The sequence below is a fragment of the Dictyobacter kobayashii genome (assembly GCF_003967555.1).
Classification (GTDB): domain Bacteria; phylum Chloroflexota; class Ktedonobacteria; order Ktedonobacterales; family Ktedonobacteraceae; genus Dictyobacter; species Dictyobacter kobayashii.
In genome coordinates this window covers 1,584,825-1,604,091 of record NZ_BIFS01000002.1, presented here as the reverse complement: position 1 = coordinate 1,604,091, position 19,267 = coordinate 1,584,825, and the positions used below count along the sequence as shown (strand labels likewise).

Genomic DNA, 19,267 nt, shown 5'->3' with positions numbered 1-19,267 from the left:
AACATTTCTTTTGCTAAGATTTAACATAAATGCCGTTGACTCGCCCACTATAAATACGGTACAAATAGTGCGTAAAGCTTTACGCAAATTAAAAGATAATGGAGATACTGATGGGACCAATTCAACTGGTGGTTTTTGATATGGCTGGGACTACGGTGGACGATAGCGGTAATCGGGTGCTCACCTGCCTGGTAGAGGCGGCGCGTATCCATGATCTACCAGGTACACCAGAAGAACTCAATGAGCTGATGGGCATGAATAAACTTGAGGTTTTTGAGTTGCTGGCGGCTCGTCGCCTGTCTGGCCCTTCTGAGGCTTCACATACTTTGGCCCGGGCGGCGTTGGATACCTTCGTTACCCACATGAAAGAAGCTTATTCTCAACATGTGGCGCCTATTCCTGGTGCCGAAGCAACGTTTGCTTTCCTGAGGGAGCGTGGTATCAAAGTTGCGCTGGATACTGGCTTTGACTCGGTGATTGGTGGCATCATTCTGGATCGCCTCAACTGGCTGGGACGCTATGTGGATTATGCGGTCTTCTCCAGCGATGTGTCGCGTGGTCGACCAGCTCCTTTCATGATTTTCCGCGCTATGGAACAGCTGGATGTACAGGATGTGCGCCAGGTTATGAAGCTGGGCGATTCACCTGCTGACCTGGATGAGGGTTCAAATGCTGGCTGTGGCGAGGTTATCGGGGTGCTGAGTGGAGCTCATACCGCCGCCACCCTGGGACGCTATCGTCATACACGACTCATTGCCAGTGTTGCCGATCTGCCTTCATTGTTTTAAGTAGGAAGAGATTAAAGTAGACATGGGTTTATCAACACATATACGGCAGGCGGATATCATTGTTATTGGTGCTGGTGTTCTGGGTACCTTTCACGCTTATTTCGCGGCCCAGAAAGGCTATAAGGTATTGCTGCTCGAACGCAATCCAGTTCCCAGCGATGCATCTACGCGCAATTTTGGTATGCAGATGCAGACAATCGTTGAGACTGATAGCCAATGGGCACAATTCACGCTGGATAGCCGCGCTATCTATCAGACTATTCAACAGGAACACGATATCAGCGTTGAGCAAAAAGGTAGCTTATACCTGGCTTCAACGGAGACTGAGCGCATTGTGCTCAAAGAGTTCGCGGAAAAGTTCGCCGAAACATATCATTGTATATTTATCGAACCTGAAGAAGTGCAGCGCCGCTATCCGTTTGTGCAGCATAGTTATTGCACGGGTGCCCTCTACTCCTGGGAAGATTGTACGCTTGAGCCGCTGGTCCTGGTTCAAAGGGTCATTGATTATGCGACGCGAGCTACCAATATTGAATATCTACCCCAGACACAGGTAGTTGAGGTCACCTCTTCTCCACAAGGCTGCCTGGTTAAAGACGCACAGGGCAACCGCTTTAGTGCCGATCAGGTCTTTGTGTGTAGCGGTACGCAGTACCAGACGCTCTTCCCTGAGGTCTTTAGTGCCAGTGGGCTGAAGCTCTGTAAGTTACAGATGATGAGTACTGTCCCTCAGCCACAGGTGGTCTTGCCACATTCGATTCTCTCAGGACACTCTATTAAGCGCTATCCAGCTTTTGCTTCTTGCCCCTCTTATCGTTTGCTGGAGCAGCAGGAAGTTGATGCCGAGCTACAAAAATATGGTATTCATATGCTGGCCAAGCAGGCACAGGATGGCTCTGTAATTCTGGGCGATTCTCATGAGTATCTGGCCATTGAGGACGTGGGCCGGGATACCTATGAATATACCAGCTGGCATATTAATGAGCTGCTCCTGCAATATGCCCAGAATATGCTTTCCTTACCTGACTGGCGTATCCAGCGCATGTGGAATGGCTACTATATGATCCATCCAGAGCTGCCGGTATATACCCATACTATTGATAACACCATCCATATCGTCACTGGCATTGGCGGCAAAGGTATGTCAACCGGTCCGGGTTTTTCGCGCCACAACATTGAGCGCATATTACAGTGATTTAACAGAATTTTATTCTTGTGTTTATTGACTTGAGTCCTTTTCTGCGCTATAAATGAAGTGCGTAAAGCTTTACGCAGCGAAACACAAAAAAGGATACTTAGAGATCAACACATTGATAAGTATGGTAGATATTCCTTTATAGTATTTTGACTAGTAAGACAGGTGGATACTTTGAGTGAGCAGGCTTTATTGGCAGTACAGGACCTCTCTAAAGTGTACCCGAATGGTTACGAGGCGCTCTCCAATGTGAGCTTTTCAGTGCAGGCAGGAGAGTTTATCTGTATTATCGGGCGCAGTGGTGCTGGCAAATCTACCCTCTTACGCTGTATCAATGGCCTCGTTCCCATTTCGCAGGGCAGTATCAGGGTGCAGGGTACAAATGTTGCCAGTCTGAGCGATAACCAGAAAATGCTCCTGCGGCGTAAAATTGGTTTTATTTTTCAGGAATTCAACCTGGTAGGTCGGCTGAGTGTCTTTCAGAATGTGTTAACCGGTCGCCTCGGCTATGTCAATGATCTACAGGCACTCTTTGGTTACTTTGGACGTGAACACCGCGAAAAAGCCCTTTCGTGTTTACAACGTGTCAATATGTCGCATCGAGCTAATTATCGCGCCGATAATCTTTCGGGCGGCGAAAAGCAACGGGTGGCCATTGCTCGTGCCCTGGCGCAGGAACCATTAATCTTGCTGGCCGATGAGCCAGTTGCCAGTCTGGACCCGGAACTTTCCTGGAGCGTAATGGGAGATCTGCGTAAAGTCGCTAAAGAGGAGGGTGTGCCCACCCTGGTTAATATCCATGATATGGAGACAGCCAGGCATTTCGCAGATCGCATCATTGGTATCGCCGGAGGCCAGATTCTCTTCGACGGTACACCTGATCAACTTGACTCCGCAACGCTGCGCGAGATCTACCGCAATGAGCTTGTGGAAACCACATCTCGCTATGCTTGAGCCCTCATAGTCGATGACTAGCTATCTCAATACATACCATCTAAGGCTAATTCGTGCTGTCATACTTACATAAGTATGTCCACATGTCCGTATAAAAAGGAGAGAGTAGTGTCTATTAGAGAAGCAGAGACAACCGCTCCGGTTGGTACGCCTCCTCACAAAGGCACGCGTAAACATATCTTTCAGCCGTCCGAACCTGATTTGCGTCGGCCATTGGGAGCCATACACTGGCCGCTTGCGCTTCCAGGCATTGTCCTGTTGCTGGCATCCGGACTGCTCTTTACGCGTGTGATAGATTTTGGAAGTTTGCCATTTCAATGGACACTCACTTTTGATGTCAATATTCTGCTTTCAGTTGTGATTATCCTTGCAGGTGCGGTGGCGATTGTGCCTGGAGCACTCAAGCATAAACAGGCCTGGCGCAATCGAACCACCTGGGTCTCGCTCGTGGTGCTGGTCCTGGTCGCGGCCTTCTTCGCCTTCAAAATCATCGATCTTGGCACCTTCAAGTACGCTTTTGATGGCCTGGATATCAATGGACTGCTGTTAATCGTATTGATTGCGCTGCTAGTATGCCTGGCATTCGTGGGTAGCAAGATTGCAGGCATTGGACTGTTGATCCTCTTCCTCTGGTGGGGATTGAGCATTGATGGCTTTGGCCTGGGCACCTTCCATGACATCTTTACCAGTGATAATGGAAGCCGCCTCTTTAAAGAGATGGTTCCTCCTAATTGGTCTTATTTCGCCAATGTGACGGAGCCACTCTTGCTGACGGTGCAGACAGCGGTGCTGGCAACCATTATCGGTGTGGTCGGCGCTTTGCCTTTAAGTATCCTGGCGGCGCGCAACACCACGCCCCATCCCGTTATTTACAATATCGTGCGCCTGGTGGTCAATACTATCCGCGCCGTGCCGGCCCTGGTGCTGGCCATGATCTTCGTGACGATCCTGGGCCTGGGACCTGTGGCAGGAGCTTTTGGTCTGGGCATCCATTCGATCTCGGTGCTTACCAAGCTCTATGCTGAGGCGATTGAGTCGGTAAAACAGCAGCCGATTGAAGCACTCAGTGCGGTCGGTGCTAATGGCCTGAAGCGTTTTCGCTGGGGCGTCTTTCCCCAGGCCTTCCCGCTGCTGGCCAGTAACTCAATCTACTACTGGGAATCCAATACCCGCGATTCGACTGTCGTCGCATTTGTGGTGGTGGAGGCCTGGGTTTCATTCTAAACTCGAACCTTTCCCTGTTTCAATACTCCAACGTTTCGGTGATATTGATCTCGCTGGTCCTGACAGTGATGCTACTGGACCGTATCAGTGATTTCGTCCGCGCGAAAATTATGTAGTGCTGTAAACAGCCATATATAACGTCCATTTCTTTTTATTGTATGGATTTAAAAGGAGTTTTTATGTCTCTTTCGAAGAATGGTAAGAAGGTTTTTCGTTTCTTGCCACTGATGTTGATGGTTATGTTTGTGATGGCAGCCTGCGGTGGTAATGCGAATTCGACCGCGAATACCTCTGCCAATACCAGGTGCGCCCACCCGATTAGCTTAGATCAGATCAACTTTGGTCTTATTCCTGCTGAGAATGCTACCCAGGTAATGGATCAGACCAAGCCTTTCGCTGATGCCCTCTCAAAAGAGGTCTGTAAGCCGGTCAAATTGTTTGTTGGCACAAGCTATAATGCCACCATCGAAGCTATGAGCAGCAAAAAAGTAGATGTCGCCCTGTATGGTCCATTGAGCTACATCCTGGCCGCTGACAAGTACAATGCTCAGGTTATCCTGCGCCAGTTGACCACCGGTGGGGCCGATCACTACTATAGCTATATTATCACCACCAAAAAGACGGGAATCAAAACCCTGAGCGACTTGAAGGGCAAGCGCTTCTCCTTTGTTGATCCCGGTTCGACCAGCGGTAACCTTGTACCACGTTATATTTTCGCACAGAACCATATCGATCCCGACAAAGACATGAAGAGCTTCTATGCCGGTTCCCATGATGTCTCGGTAATGAGTGTGATCAGCGGCAAAGCCGATGCCGGCGCCGTTGCCAGTGACACGTTCGACGACCTGGTCTCTAAAGGCAAATTCAAACGCGATGATGTCGTTATCATCAAACAGAGTGATCCTCTGCCTGAGGGCCCATTGCGGTACGTAAAGAATTGAGCCAGAGCGACAAAGATGCTATCCGCGCCGCACTGCTCGACATCAAAGATAAAAATGCCTTGAATGCCCTGATCGCTGGTGGCTTTATCAATGATACCGATAGCAGCTACAACGGACTGCGTGACATGGCCCGTACACTTGGCATCGACCTGAAAAAACTGGCCAGCTAACTCCTGGCCCAGCCTCTCTTAATAGCAACCCGATCTCTCTTGCAATTGTATTGCTGCAAGAGAGATCGGGTTGTTTTTGTTTTAGTAACTGTTGTAGAAAATGCGTGATGCACATTTTCTACAACAGTTACTAAAACAGATTCAGACGCGCCAACGCACGTCCGCATAGGAATGACAAGCTTCCTAATAGATAACACAAAATTTACGATTTAACTTTTTATAATGTTTAACGTATATTCATATATAAATAGCTATCAAAATTCCGAAAGGCATTTACATGAAGAAGGCCACTCCAATATTACTATTGGTTATAGGGTGCATCCTGCTTTGCGCAAGTGCTGGCGCTACCAGCAGAAGCCCGCTTCCACTTATAGCCTTGTTTCTGGCCCTGGGCTGTATAGCCAGTAGCATCGTTTTGATAGTCGCAAACAAAAAATATCCATAACTTTGTAGCCAGGCAGTGCTTGCCTCCTACATAAAATTCTCTCTATAGAAAGAAGTTACTTTTATGATCCAGAAATCAAAGTACTTTGCTCATAAACATGCGGAGTCATTTAAAGATCAGAGTATCGCCGAGACGTACCGCTTTCGACCTCCCTATCCCGCTGAAACCTTTGAAATCCTGGCTGGATTGAGCAAAGGAGAGCCTAAACGAGTCCTGGATGTGGGCTGCGGTATCGGCAACATTGCGCGCAACCTGGTAGCTTATGTGGACCAGGTGGATGCCGTTGATTTTTCACAGCCGATGTTGACTGAAGGGCGGAACCAACCAAATGGAGATCATCCACAACTACACTGGCTGCATGGACGCATTGAAGATGTCGCCCTGGAACCACCTTATAGCCTGATTACGGCAGGCGAGAGCCTGCATTGGATGGAATGGGAGACTGTGCTGCCGCGCTTTCAGCAATTATTGGTTGCAGGTGGCTACCTCGCCGTCGTTGAACATGTCACACAGCCCGACCACTGGTCGCTGTTAAGCAAGATTATTCCGCGTTATACTACCAATAACGATTATGAGCCTTATGATATGATGGCCGTCCTGGAAAAACATGGGCTCTTCAAAACAGTCGGTACCCGGCAAACGCAGTTTGTGCCTTTCCCTCAATCCATCGACGACTATATCGCCTCATATCATTCCCGTAGCGGCTTCTCAAAAGAGCGCATGGGCTTAGAGCAAGCAACCGCCTTTGATCAAGAGGCCAGAGAAATTTTATTCGCCACCTACAATGATGGCATTGTGCCACTACAGATTGCCAGCAACATCATCTGGGGGCTTCCTCAGGGAGCTTAAACAACAATGGCAGGCGCTTCCGGACAGCATTCAGGTTATGATAAACTGGGTGCAACCCATTTTGTCCAGTAACCGGTGTTTTCAGGGAGGAAAACCGTGCAGAAAAAAAACCAGAAGCGCTCTATTTTCTTAGGGCTGATATTTGTCTTGCTGATCGCGATCATTGCGATCCCACTCTATCTCTGGAAGAATGCTAATCCTAAACCTCCTACTACTACATCCTCCGCACCAATCCCATTAGCCCAAACGCAATCAGAATTTGTGACCCGTTCTGGTTCGCAATTGCTATTGCATGGTCAACCTTTCCGCTTTGCGGGACCCAATATTTATTGGCTGGGCTTAGATACCGATGAGCATGGAGTTATCTATCCAAGCCATTTTCGCGTAGATGATGCACTCACAACAGCCCGGACAATGGGAGCTACAGTTGTGCGTGCCCATAGTCTGGGTATCTCGGTGGGCTGTGCGCTTTGTGTGGAACCAACACCGGGCACATTTAATGACACAGCCTTACAACACATCGATTATGCAATCCAGGCCGCGCACACCCATCATCTGCGCTTGATCATTCCGTTAGTGGATAACTGGCGCTACTATCATGGTGGTAAACATACCTTCACCGAATGGCGCAATGTCGGCGCGGAAACGCTGTTCTTCAGCGATAAAACTGTCATTGCCGATTTTGAGCAATATGTGGCCCACCTGCTCAACCACGTCAACAGCTACACAGGGATTGCTTATAAGGATGATCCAACCATCCTGGCCTGGGAGACCGGTAATGAAATCTCTCCTCCCGCCAGTTGGACCAAAACTATTGCCGATTTTATTAAAAGTACTGATAAACATCACCTGGTCATGGATGGTTCGCAGACCGTTAATGCGGCAGCGATGAAGTTGAGCAGCGTAGATATGTTCACCCAACACTTCTATCCTCTCTCAACCAGCCTGCTTGAAGCGGATGCCCAGGTCGCGGCCTATCAGAAGAAAGTATTTGTTGTTGGGGAGTATGATTGGACCGGGACCAGGGGTGGCGATGAGCTGAGTAGCTTTCTACCAATTATTGAGCAGAATCCTAATATCTCTGGTGATCTCTACTGGTCGCTCTTCTCGCATACCGATACCTACGGCTATACGCAACACAGTGATGGCTATACCCTCCACTATCCAGGTGATACTGCTGATCAACGTACGCGGGTCCAGGCCTTACAGGCTCATGCTTATAAACTGAGCAAGCAGACAACTCAACCGCTGCCTGCACCTGGTGCACCCCAGATTACCGCGCTTACTGACCATAAAATTAGCTGGCGTGGCGCTGCTATTAGCTATAAATATACAGTGGAGCGTTCAACCACTGGTACCAATGGTCCATGGAAAGTGATCTGTGATCAGTGTGCGACCGATAATGATACTCCGTGGACAGACACGACAACGCCCAAAGGAACTGTCTGGTACCGCATTAAAGGTTATAATCTGGCAGGAGTTGCTGGTCCATACTCAGCAGTAGCCTCCAGCCAACCAACCAGACCATAATCACATTTTTGCCTGAACGTGATAGTTCGTTCGCTTAATTTTAAGTCTTGCTTATGCCTGACTACCTGCTTAAACGTTGGCTGGACTTGATCCAGATGACCTCTTCGGATGGTTCTTGTCCGATCAGTAACGTATCAAGCAGGTAGTACATCGCGTGGACAATATCGTTAGCGTCGTAATCGAAGATCGTCATATTCCTGGCCCGTCCATACAGGACTGGTGAGCCTACGTTACCATGGGTTACGATATGCACATCGCTTCCAACCTTTACGCCAAGCTCTTCAAAAGCAATCAGGGCACCATCAGTCATCATATCGTCCGCGATAAATATGCCATCGGGTTTCATGCGATTAAGTGGACCGTATGCGTTCAGTGCCAGTAAGTAACCCTGTTCTTGCAAGCTCGGCACAGCCGGTGAGATGAGATGGGGCTGCTGCACCAGCTCTGGATAGAAAGTTGCGTTATGCTCGGCCAGCGCCTGGCGAAAGCCGTTGAACTCGTTCGAGGATTCTAATGGCGTATTATAAGTCCAGAAACCAATCTGTTTACAACCCTGTTTTACCAATACGTGCGCGGCTTTCTGGCCTACATCTGATCCATCCAGTTGCACAATCCAACGCCCCGGCCCGGCAAAGGTTACATATGGTACCGGCAGTTGTTCGATCCATGGGCGAGCCAGGGTGTTAAGGCCAATCGCCAGAATGCCGTGCGCCTCGCCACGTTGAATGAGCTTGAGAATAGAATCCTCTACTGAACTTTGCGCATTCTGTAGCGAGGAGACAACATGGATAGCATACGTTTCATCCCTTAGTGCGGCACGATGCTGGGCCTCTTGTTCAAGTCGCACCCACAATAAAGACCAGAAAGGGGAGATGGTAGGGCCATTGAGGTTGGAGGAGTCGAACAAAATACATAGGTGTTTGGAATGAATTTTAGGAGAGACGAAAATTCCCTGGCGATCTTTGCGATAGAGGATGTTTTCAGCTTCCAGTAAATCTAGCACTTCTCCTACAGTAACCCGGGTTGTCCCCAACATATCACATAAGCTGCGTACAGTAGGCAGTTTCGCGCCGGGACCTTTTTCATACGCGAGCTGACGCAATTTTTTGCTTAGTTCTTCTGTCTTAGTATCCTCACGCAATGCTCGTTTGAGTTCCACTTTCACTGGCCTTTCACATTCTCTACGCGTTCTTTAACGAATATATATTTTTCAAGCTTCACTGTGCTAGCACAATTATAGAAAACATATATCTTATTGTCAAGCTTAACACCCTTTTCCAACCGCTCTTATTTTCCCCTGACCACCACCGCGCCAACTTCAATAAAGGCTTATATCACAATTCTCTCCCATCATTATACAATTTGTCATCTATAGACACACAATAGATTACAAAAGTCCGCTGCCTTGACAATTTCTTAAATTGCCCTTTATACTTGTACTAGCACAGAGAGAGGTGCACGAAAATCATCCTTTAGTTCAGACATGAGTACGAGGCAACTCCGACATATCTTTCGACAGGCATAAATCCTTGAAAGATGTCATCATGTTGACCTATCGTCCTTATGCAACACAATACACAAGGAGGTAAATACCAGACACTAAAACTCAGGATCACGTAAAACTTAATAATCAATATCTGTCTCGGATCAGATATTGATTAACATTCAGCCTTTTCACAGCGGAAAAGAGCATTCTTCTTTTACTAAGGAGCAAGCTATGTTTTTCAAGCAGGCTTTGAAGGACTCACAGAATACGGCTAAGGCTAGCCGTTTTGTGCGCATCGGTTCACTGCTAGCCATCGTTGGCTTACTGATGACGCTTCTTGGTGTATTGCGCATCGCAGGAGTCGCGCACGCAGATGCCCATCTATTACAGTCAACAAAAACATCCAATTTCAACAGATCGAGGGCTTCGGCACCTTCGGTAATAAGTATCCTGATTACTTTGGCACACCTGAACAAGATCGTTGGGACGACAATTTCTTGACCTATTATCTGCGCGATCTCGGCGCTACGATGAATCGTGAGGCTATCAACAACACCTACGAGCCCACTAAGGGACAATATGACTCTAGTGTGATGAAGACCGAAACAGATTATGTCAAAGCGCTGGAATCCAAGGCCAACGCCTTAGGCTTGCCACCAGTCAAGATTATTCTGTCTTTGTGGAGTCCGCCAGCCTGGATGAAGCAGAATAATAGCACTTCTGGCACTGACTCCTCGACTAACCGTTTGATCGATAGCGATCAGAACCGGCAAGATTTTACGGATTTCATTGTACATTATGTGAATGATTTCCAAACATTGTCTGGTGTCTATCCTTACGCGATTAGTTTACAGAATGAACCTGAGCTGGCACTGAGCTATGACTCCTGTTACTATACGGGTCCAGACCTGGCTAAATTGATGGCCGTGGTTGGACCCGGCTTAAAGCAGGCTGGCATCCCTTCAAAGATTTTCTATCCTGAGGATGTCTCTAATCCTGGTATGCTCTCCTCTTATCTTTCGAGTGCCGAACAAAATACTGCCGCTCGCCCATACTTCAATACTTTTGCGGTGCACGGCTACTCATCCAATGGTGTCGATCCCAATGCCGATACCGACACTTTCTGGAAAAACCTTTATAACACATCCGCGCCTTACAACCTGTCAAACTGGATGACTGAGACTTCTGGCTACGATACGACTACCTGGAGTGCCGCCTTGCAATTGGGTCGCGATATGTATAGCGCCCTGAAGTATGGACACCTCAGTGCCTGGGTCTGGTGGTTGAATAGTGACTCGGACGATGAAAAAGAGGGTCTGCTAAACAAAGATAATCAGTCGCCGACCATGCGTTCAGCGGTTTCCGAGCAGTACTATCACTTTATACGCCCCGGTGCCGTGATGGTAGATTCTTCGTCCAATGATCCAAATGTTCTTTCTGTAGCCTTTAATGACTCTGCCAACCATACTATGACCACGGTATTGCTCAATACCAGTACATCGGATAAGACCCTTAATTTAAATTTCCAGGGGACGAATATCCCGACCCAGTTTACAGCTTACCGCACTTCTGCTACTGAGCAGGTAGTTAGTGCTGGTACGGTGACCAATAGTGTGACCTTGCCTGCTAATAGCATTACTACCCTTTCGGGTACTTTCAGTGGTGATGATGCGCAGGCCGCGCCTACTATTGCTACCCAGCCTCAGAGTCAGACGGTGAGTGCGGGCCAGCAGGTTAATTTAAGCGTTCAGGCCGCTGGCAGTGCTCCGTTTACCTATCAGTGGCAGCGCAATGGCACCAACATCGATAATGCGGTGGGGCCAATTTATAACTTTGTATCGTCCAGTGGAGATGATGGGGCTACCTATACGGTGACAGTCAAAAATGCCTATGGACAGGTTACCAGTCAGGCAGCAAAGATTACGCTGGGTAGCTTTACCGGCGCGCTAGCGACCCAGACCACGTCGCCGGTTACTATCGATGGGCAGGGTAGCGATGCGGTTTGGGGTAGTGCGCCCAGCTATACGTTGACCAAAACTGAGGGATCACCTCAGAACGGTTTCGCGGGCAGTTTCCAGACTGCCTGGGATACAAATAATCTCTATGTGCTGGTGAAGGTCAACGATAGCAACTATACGAATAACAGCGACGGCGTGGAGATCTATGTCGATGGCAAGAACGATAAGGCGACCACTTATGATGCCAATGATTGGCAGATCGCGCTCGATCAAGGCTCATATAAGATGAGCATTTATCAGAATGGTAAACAGGTTAATCCAGCCACGTTCCCATCCTATGCACAAGGGGATGGTACAGGTAACTATACCCAGGAAGTGGCGATTCCCTGGTCGATCCTCGGTCAATCTGCGGCAAAAGGTAATCTGGTAGGTCTGGACGTTGCGATTGTCCAGGGTTCCACAAATAGCAAGATCTTCTGGAATGCCGATAGCAATAACGATTGGGACAATCCAAGTCTGTTTGGTACTGCCCAGCTCAGCGATAGTGGTAGTGGTAGTGGCGGCACACCTACACCGACTCCTACTCCGGCGACAACGCCAACACCCACACCTACGCCGGGCAATACGCCAACTCTAGCTACGGGAAACCTACCTCTGCGCTCTTTACTTCACCTGGCAATGCAGGAATATCGGCCTCGACAAGCGGCAGGTAGTGCGTCCTATGCGAACAATGTGTTCTCAGTAAGCGGCTCCGGGAGCGATATTGGTGGGAATGCTGACGACTTCCAGTTTGTATACCAGAGTTTGAATGGGGATGGTACGATTGTGGCGCGGGTGCCAGTGAAGATTCGCCTAATGGTTATGCCAGGCGGCGTCATGATCCGTGAAAAACTACAGACTGACTCCGCTTTTGACCTGGTTGCCTTAACTGCTTGCTGTGGTTCAGTTACTGAAGCGCGTAGCAGCACTGGTGGTTCAAGTAGCTGGAATCCTATTAATTCCGGTAATGTCCCTTCATGGGTTAAACTTGTACGTTCAGGTAATACATTCACAACCTACACATCCAGCGATGGATCAAACTGGTCCCAGGTAGATACGCAAACCATTACGATGGCCAACAATGTGTATATCGGCCTGGCCGTTACCTCACACAGTGATGGCCTGTTAGAGAACAGCACCTTCGATAATGTCAGTGTAACCCACTGATCCTGTTTTATGGCCAGCTATCTGTAAGTACAACTTTAGTGCAAGACGCCCGTATTCACTGCTTGAGTACGGGCGCCTTGTTTATAAGCTTTGCTACTCTATTCTGCTTGCTTGACAGCTGCTGGCTGGGCTAGATCCAGCTTCATACCTATATGGGAGCTCACAAAACCAAGCCGTTCATAGAACCGGTGCGCATCGGCACGGCTGGCATTAGTAGTCAATTGTACCAGGCGGCAACCCTGCTGGCGCGCACGCTCAATTGCCCATTCAAATAAATAGCGACCAATGCCATGACTTCGATAACGCTGATCAACACGGACAGCTTCAATCTGGGCACGTGTGCTTCCCTGAAAGCTGAGCGAAGGAATAATGGTAAATTGAAGTGTGCCAATGACCTCTCCAGCGATCTCCACAACAATCAATTCATTGTTTGAATCGCTGTCAATCTGCTCAAATGCAGCATAATACGCCTGGGTAATGGATCTTGATCAAGTTCTCGTTGCTGTCCCAACATATCATCGGCTAGCATATGCACAATCGCTGCTACATCCTCACGCCTGGCCAGGCGAATAGTCAGCTGTTCAATTCCTATCGTTTTCTGCATAGATGATTTTCTCCATTTATCGTTCTTCGAGTAGCGGTAAACCCAACAGCTCAGCCCCAGCACGGGCTCGCTCTTTATCGCTGTCTGGTAGCAGTGCCTGTCCATCTCTTACTATATGAAATATCTTGTCAGCAATTTGAAAGCCAGCCCGAGCGATTGCCCATTTCTAGACACCTTATTGAGATAACGCCGTCTCATCGCACATAAGCAGAAGTGGGCTGATTACCATTCATCCCCCGTAGACGTGTAGTATCACTTGCTCTCAAACGCCCAGCAGGTCACAGGCTACATTCTCACGCAAGACCAACTATATTGTTAAAAGTCAGTTCTAAATAATGTGGGTGTTCTCTCTACTGAGTATGAGATATAGTGCATGGATTAGGTCTCTGCCAATTTCGAACCAGCTCCACCTCGTCCTTCGTAGAGAGAGTGCACCTGCCTACAGGATATGTGCGTTACTCACAGGAACGCGATTATATCATACCAAATTAGTTATGAATTAGAGTGAAAAGCCCGATATCGGTATCTTCATTGCCTACGAAGTCGTAGTTCTCGTGCAAATTTACTTGTGTCGTTCAATCAATTTATTCTGTGAGATCTTTGCGGTGTATGCGAGTGCCACATTCCGACAAGCAGGAATCTTCTGACCTTCCGATGTCCAGCGCCCAGCTAACTCACTGAATAGTCTAGCGTACTATCTTGTCACACCTTCTGGTCCACCCATTACATCATAGTACCACAGGAACATGTTCCTAAGTAGTGAAGATTCCTCGTGGTATCGACAATACTTATATGCTCATATCACGTATTCGCCTGTACCTCACTATATACCGAACCTCGAGCATCTGAACTATGCTGTGTCTGCTCTTATAACCATCATCTTCAAGTACTTCGTCAGAAGGTGAGAAGATATTGCTCATATCGTACTCTCTAGATAAATTTATTGTATCGCGAATCGCAACAAGATGTACCCAATCGTCTCGCTATTGTTCCTATATGAGCCATATCAGTCACTCCACTACGACCATAACATCCAGAAATCTCTGCCGACATTCTCCAGAACGCTTTATTACACAGGAACTGGAAATAACTACTTCAAAAAAATGGATCGAGAATTTCGAGCCTGCACTACAACGAAGCTTACAACCACTCGCACACCACAACTCTCGCCCTAACAAATTCTTTAGCGTGACAGCCCGAGTTTTGCTCAGAGTCAGAGGATGAAAGACAAGATTGTGTCCAGCGTGTCCCCAGTTGAGACTTGATTCTATAAGACGAGAGGCGTAACACATGCCGATATTCTACGCGCTGTTCTAAAGTTCCCGTCCACCCTAAAACTATCATGCCGCTACATAACGATCTATCAACACAAGTATTTTACTACTCGCCTCTTGTAGCGTAGTTGTCTTATCGACTGCAAGTTAGCCTGGTTCTCTATATCGATCATGCGCAGAAGCCTTCCAGGCCAATATTTGTGACGACGCACCAGGAACGACGAACACACCCCGGCCACGACTAAACTTTGCTGGAAAAAGACTGAAAACTGAAACCCAGCGATGATGTCATATCCGAGCAGCCAACTACCTGTAGCCGTAAGCGTTCATTGCACCCGTGACCGGGTGGCCCAGAGTGCACGATGCGCCACTCGGAGAAACGTAGGACTAATTCTCGCAATACGTCATACACCTCTCACCTCTAGCCCGTTAATCTATTCCAACCACTTAATGTCCCGCCGATACATTGGGAAAGCACTCTCAGGGTTGCGCTTAATGGAGAGTCTCTGTCGCAGGCGCCCGAACCTTTTGGGCCGCAAACTCGCACTGTAACTGAGAATGCAGACTGCGCTTTGATTACTAAGCCTGTAGAAGCACAGGAGACTAGTGAGTGCGTCTCTTCTGATTCAAAATCAGATTGTATAGATATCTAAAGGCCAGTCGAATCGCTCTATAGCATAAATGAACATCCACGCACCATTAGTACCCCCGTCGGAGACCCAATAGATCAGCGTGTCGCCGCTCAAAAAGCCTTCGAGTTAATAACGAGCAGCTACAGTCTATCCGACCGCATAATGTTATCGTTGTCACTCGCGGCTTGCTCAATCACCCGTGGTTACCATTGCCCCGCAGGGTCAACCAAGTCGCATCTTGACATGATCGACCTGGCATACATTGACCCAGCACATGCCTCGAGCCGGGGCCAGTGATGTCAGAAGCTCACACGCATAGACGACTCCCTTCTATTACCATCCACACCATCTCTGTGCTCATTTCTGTCCACCGTATCCGAAGCACTTCCGAGTTCCCAGGGGCCGCCTTCTCATCGATCCATCGGCAGTCAGGGAATGCTCCAGGACCCCGCGATACTCTCACGGCAGAGTTGAAGAAATAATAGCAAGCCATATTTCCGTTTCTCCCAGGGAAGTTTTTCCATATGGCGCTGCACCGCTTTTCCACGTTCTGCGACACCAGCCTTCTGCCAGCTACCACTACAACGCGTGACCTAACCATGCGTGCCACAGCCAGTCACAAGTTGTTATGGCGAGCAATATGTAGCCAGCCCATTCAAAGCATGGCCAAATATATCAGGCAGATAGCCGCCAGACTGCCAGTCTTCGATGGGCGCGAAAAGATGAGAATCATTGGTCATATCGAATTCACGTGCGTACTGCAACCGCCAGCTCTGCTCTGTTTGCTCCCCTAACAGTACTCCGTGCGCGTATACCTTCTCCAAGATCGCCAGATCCTGGTGGCTTTGCAGCTCAATAATGGTCTGTGAAGCTGGACTAAATGTGGCGATTTGCTGGCGTGGTAGCGACAATAGTGGTTGGCCATCTTCTAAGGCTGATAGTTTTTCTTGATTAAAGGCTAGCTCTAGTTGTTCTGTGCGGCTTCCTTTTTCCAATACTAGTACGGCGAATTTAAAGGAGCGATGAATAGCAAAGATGTGGCGTCGGTTTATAAATCCAAACAAGAGTCGCCAGTCACACTGCTCTAAAAAAAGCCTTCTCAGTGCGACGGTCCCTTGATCGGTATAAATGGCGGCGGGGACCAGCACGCCCAGCTGGCCGTGGCGTTTCAGTAGAAAATGGGCCAGTTCTAAAAACAGCTTGTAATTATTTAAATCCGCCGTACCTTGATAACTAAATAGCGGTTGTGTGTTATCTTCTGCCCCCTGGTTTTGTGTTGGTTCGCTGTACTTGTTCGTCTGTAATGGCTCCTCTAAGAGGCCGGAACTCAGTACAAAAGTATCCGGCTGGACCGCCGTTGGATCGCCAGTTGGGGATGCTATGTGCTTGATCCAGTTGGCGATGTTTTTGAAATATGCCTGGTAGGCAAGCCAGCCGTATTCTATCGTTTTGTCTTGCTCAAATAGCCGCCTCTGTACAGCCAGTGCTTCTTGCTTGCCATAGTTTATGTAGTTAGGCTCATAGTGCTGAAAAAACTCGCGCGAACAGGGCTTCAACATCTCCCAGGGAGGATTGGTCAGGATGGCGTCAAAACCCCATTGCTGGGACCCAAATACTTCTGGAAACGCCAGTTCCCAATGGAAAAAGCCTATTTCTTCAGCCAGTCTGGCGCTGAGTTGCTCTGTAGCTGGGGTCACTTGAGAAAATGTAGCGGGAGTAGGAATAGACTGTAATTGATCATATGGCCAGAACCAGATTGCACACCAGCGATCGAATAGACGTTTTCGTTCCTCATTCGTTGTATGCCCTGAAATTGAAGAATCAGTATGCTCAAGTGGATGGGCTAAAAGTTGCTTGAACTGAGGTTTGATGACAGCGGTGCGCATCTTTAGCAGGTCCGCAGACCATTTACGCGCAGGATGATAGACGCCGTTAGTGTGGTTATCATCTGCACTCTCACGCGACCAGGCCATCAAAGGATATTCTTTATAGAGATGGGACCAGGTACCTACCAGGGCATTGCCGGCTTTGATATGCTGATCCAGCAAAGTTAATGGCACCTGCACGCCAGTTTCAATCCATAGGCTGATGCGAGCCAGTTCCACGGTTAGTGGGCAGAGATCTACCCCATAAAGACAATGTTCGGCCACCAGTTTGCGGATGTTTTCCTTCTGTTCTGCTGTAACCAGAGGTGTACAGCGATGGACAAGATAGGCGTGACACATTGCAGTTGTCAGATAGCGTAATGTCGCCAGTAAGAAAAAGCCTGAACCACAGGCTGGATCACAAATTTTTAAGGCCAGAATCTCTTCTGGTGCTCGGGGTATCTTTATTCCTTCTCTGTTGCGGATATATGCGAGTGGTTCCAGGGTACGCTGTGTCATTATCCTGACCAGTTCAGAAGGTGTATAAAAGGTGCCAGAGCCTTTGCGCGCCCTTTCTCGTTGCACCAGGGAGAGGCCCTGTTCATCCCAGCAAAGTTGGAAATCCAACAGACTTTGATACAGCAAACCGATGGCCTCGGTCTCTAAACTCTCAAAATCGATGTAGACTTGAGCTGAGCCAACCTGGTGGGTTTTTAATGCTGTAAGTATATGCTTGAGGCAGTGATCGGAAAGGGTCAGCTTCTCATATACATCAAAAATAGCCATAGCGCGTGACAGTGCGTGGGAGCTTTGTTTGTCACCCGGCTTGAAGAGCTGTCCACTATATGCTGGTGTTAAAGCGCATGTGCTCTTATAAAGGAGAGTGCAGAGATTTTTTATACGTGTCCAGGCTCCATAACATCCTGGTGGTGCGCAGTTGTGTAATTCTTGATAGAGTATTTCGAGGCTATCGTATTGGGGATTATCTAACATAGTATGAGGCTGCAGGTGGCGTGCCTCCATATATAAAAGTATGATCAGCCGGATGATAAGTGTCATCATCGCCTGGTAGAGTACATCCAGGATCTGGCGCGCAGACATGCAGATCTCGTTGGAGCCATACCCTATTATTTCAAATATATCCCTCCTGTCTACGGCTGCCCCATTTATTTCATGCAGGAGAATTTCTAGTGCTCGCTGTGCCTGCGTTGCTAATTCACAGCACGGCCCGTCCGAACCCGCCTCTACCCTCGCCATCCCATCAACCCCACGACCCGCTAATAACATCCCAACGTCAATTATATCTGCGCCATCAGTATAACGGGCCGCAGCAAATCAGGCAAGTATAATTAGATTAGCATGCTACAAGCGCAAAAAGAGGAACGTAGCCACTACGTTCCTCTTTTTGCGCTTGTACAATAGATATGTAACAGAGTTATCAGACTTCCAGTGCTATGAGGACCTGGTCGCACCCACACGGACGGGTGCATGCCCACCCGCGCTGGTTTTTATGTGTTGGTGCATCGGATGCGCGGTGCGCACCCGATGCACCAACACATAAAAACACCTTTGAGCTCCCGTACTTCGAGAACTCATACCGTAAGAAGGCGTGTATGATGGGAGTCTGACGCTTTCTAAGCATCTACAGCCATATCGATGCTCTGCTTCTTCCAATTAGTAAGATCACCGGTATGCTTGGGAATACGTCCATGACAGTGAAGCTGCAAAACGCGTTTACCCTGTGTGTATTCGCCTAAATAGATGTTACTCTCGTGCGCATCAATGACCATATATGCCATTGCTTGTAACAAATGAGGATCGTGGTTCTGCAAAATTTCAATCACTTCTTCAGCGGTCCAGTATTGCTCACAAAAATCTTGCTGCTCAAATATGCTGGCATCAAACTCCACAATGTGTCCTGGATAGCGGTTATGCAGGGACAAAAGACATATCTGAAGCCTATCGTAAAGATACATAACAACATCCCTCCTCATCGCAGTTCATGGATGCAGCTTTGCATGCATGATATTACGCCACCAAACCTTGTGGCCAGGTTGCTCAGGAGAACAGTACACATACTTAATAGCTAATACAAATTCTTCTTTCCCGAAGCAGGATATCAAGCCCTTGTACATTTTAAATTATA

Annotated in this window: 13 protein-coding genes and 1 pseudogene; 10 read left to right on the top strand and 4 right to left on the bottom strand. The window is 48.2% G+C overall.

From position 1 onward, the window contains the following. The first annotated feature begins 110 nt into the window (after nt 1-110). The 8 genes from EL645_RS33495 to EL645_RS33465 all read left to right on the top strand — a co-directional run bounded on the left by EL645_RS33495 (nt 111) and on the right by EL645_RS33465 (nt 8,096). Complete coding sequence (locus tag EL645_RS33495) at nt 111-788, top strand: HAD family hydrolase (RefSeq protein ID WP_161977906.1); 678 nt, start codon at nt 111-113, stop codon at nt 786-788. A 22-nt stretch (nt 789-810) separates the two neighbouring features. Next, the gene (locus EL645_RS33490) at nt 811-1,983 is read left to right on the top strand and encodes a TIGR03364 family FAD-dependent oxidoreductase (RefSeq protein ID WP_126556798.1); all 1,173 of its coding nucleotides are present in this window, start codon (nt 811-813) and stop codon (nt 1,981-1,983) included. A gap of 165 nt (nt 1,984-2,148) precedes the next feature. Further along, nucleotides 2,149-2,937, top strand: coding sequence for a phosphonate ABC transporter ATP-binding protein (gene phnC, locus EL645_RS33485; protein WP_371865800.1), 789 nt, complete (start codon nt 2,149-2,151; stop codon nt 2,935-2,937). Nucleotides 2,938-3,045: 108 nt separating this feature from the next. After that, a complete protein-coding gene (locus tag EL645_RS33480) occupies nt 3,046-4,161 on the top strand; it encodes a PhnE/PtxC family ABC transporter permease (protein ID WP_246035661.1) in 1,116 nt (371 codons plus the stop codon). A 179-nt stretch (nt 4,162-4,340) separates the two neighbouring features. Beyond that, nucleotides 4,341-5,102: a phosphate/phosphite/phosphonate ABC transporter substrate-binding protein gene (locus EL645_RS33475; RefSeq protein ID WP_161977905.1), complete on the top strand. Its 762-nt coding sequence runs from the start codon at nt 4,341-4,343 to the stop codon at nt 5,100-5,102. Further along, a complete protein-coding gene (locus tag EL645_RS39740) occupies nt 5,099-5,272 on the top strand; it encodes a hypothetical protein (protein ID WP_161977904.1) in 174 nt (57 codons plus the stop codon). Before EL645_RS33475 ends, EL645_RS39740 begins: the two co-directional genes overlap by 4 nt. A 508-nt stretch (nt 5,273-5,780) precedes the next feature. After that, entirely contained in the window at nt 5,781-6,566 is a 786-nt protein-coding gene (locus EL645_RS33470; protein WP_126556795.1) for a class I SAM-dependent methyltransferase, read from the top strand. A gap of 96 nt (nt 6,567-6,662) precedes the next feature. Next, nucleotides 6,663-8,096 (top strand): glycoside hydrolase family 2 TIM barrel-domain containing protein, encoded by a 1,434-nt coding sequence (locus EL645_RS33465; protein WP_126556794.1) that lies wholly within the window; start codon nt 6,663-6,665, stop codon nt 8,094-8,096. A gap of 61 nt (nt 8,097-8,157) precedes the next feature. Here the strand turns inward: EL645_RS33465 and EL645_RS33460 are convergent, their stop codons facing one another. Further along, the gene (locus EL645_RS33460; protein WP_218032170.1) at nt 8,158-9,255 is read right to left on the bottom strand and encodes a GntR family transcriptional regulator; all 1,098 of its coding nucleotides are present in this window, start codon (nt 9,253-9,255) and stop codon (nt 8,158-8,160) included. A gap of 558 nt (nt 9,256-9,813) precedes the next feature. Between EL645_RS33460 and EL645_RS33455 the strand changes: the two genes are divergently transcribed. Both EL645_RS33455 and EL645_RS33450 read left to right on the top strand, forming a co-directional pair. After that, entirely contained in the window at nt 9,814-10,083 is a 270-nt protein-coding gene (locus tag EL645_RS33455) for a hypothetical protein (RefSeq protein ID WP_126556792.1), read from the top strand. Further along, complete coding sequence (locus EL645_RS33450) at nt 10,080-12,746, top strand: sugar-binding protein (RefSeq protein ID WP_126556791.1); 2,667 nt, start codon at nt 10,080-10,082, stop codon at nt 12,744-12,746. The genes EL645_RS33455 and EL645_RS33450 overlap by 4 nt, the downstream gene beginning before the upstream one ends. Before the next feature lie 98 nt (nt 12,747-12,844). On the opposite strand, the pseudogene EL645_RS46010 reads toward EL645_RS33450, so the two are convergent. From EL645_RS46010 to EL645_RS33435, 3 genes and pseudogenes are all read right to left on the bottom strand, one after another. After that, nucleotides 12,845-13,350: pseudogene (locus EL645_RS46010) on the bottom strand (GNAT family N-acetyltransferase). A 2,532-nt stretch (nt 13,351-15,882) separates the two neighbouring features. Further along, entirely contained in the window at nt 15,883-18,222 is a 2,340-nt protein-coding gene (locus EL645_RS33440; protein WP_161977903.1) for an Eco57I restriction-modification methylase domain-containing protein, read from the bottom strand. 533 nt (nt 18,223-18,755) lie between these two features. After that, nucleotides 18,756-19,097, bottom strand: a complete 342-nt coding sequence (locus tag EL645_RS33435; protein ID WP_126556789.1) for a hypothetical protein — start codon at nt 19,095-19,097, stop codon at nt 18,756-18,758. Between the last annotated feature and the right edge of the window lie 170 nt (nt 19,098-19,267).

What these genes read in the sequence shown, in the direction of transcription:
- EL645_RS33495 (WP_161977906.1), top strand. Translation starts at nt 111, where the DNA reads ATGGGACCAATTCAACTGGTGGTTTTTGATATGGCTGGGACTACGGTG.
- EL645_RS33490 (WP_126556798.1), top strand. Translation starts at nt 811, where the DNA reads ATGGGTTTATCAACACATATACGGCAGGCGGATATCATTGTTATTGGT.
- EL645_RS33475 (WP_161977905.1), top strand. Translation starts at nt 4,341, where the DNA reads ATGTCTCTTTCGAAGAATGGTAAGAAGGTTTTTCGTTTCTTGCCACTG.
- EL645_RS33470 (WP_126556795.1), top strand. Translation starts at nt 5,781, where the DNA reads ATGATCCAGAAATCAAAGTACTTTGCTCATAAACATGCGGAGTCATTT.
- EL645_RS33455 (WP_126556792.1), top strand. Translation starts at nt 9,814, where the DNA reads ATGTTTTTCAAGCAGGCTTTGAAGGACTCACAGAATACGGCTAAGGCT.
- EL645_RS33440 (WP_161977903.1), bottom strand. Translation starts at nt 18,222, where the DNA reads ATGTCTGCGCGCCAGATCCTGGATGTACTCTACCAGGCGATGATGACA.
- EL645_RS33435 (WP_126556789.1), bottom strand. Translation starts at nt 19,097, where the DNA reads ATGTATCTTTACGATAGGCTTCAGATATGTCTTTTGTCCCTGCATAAC.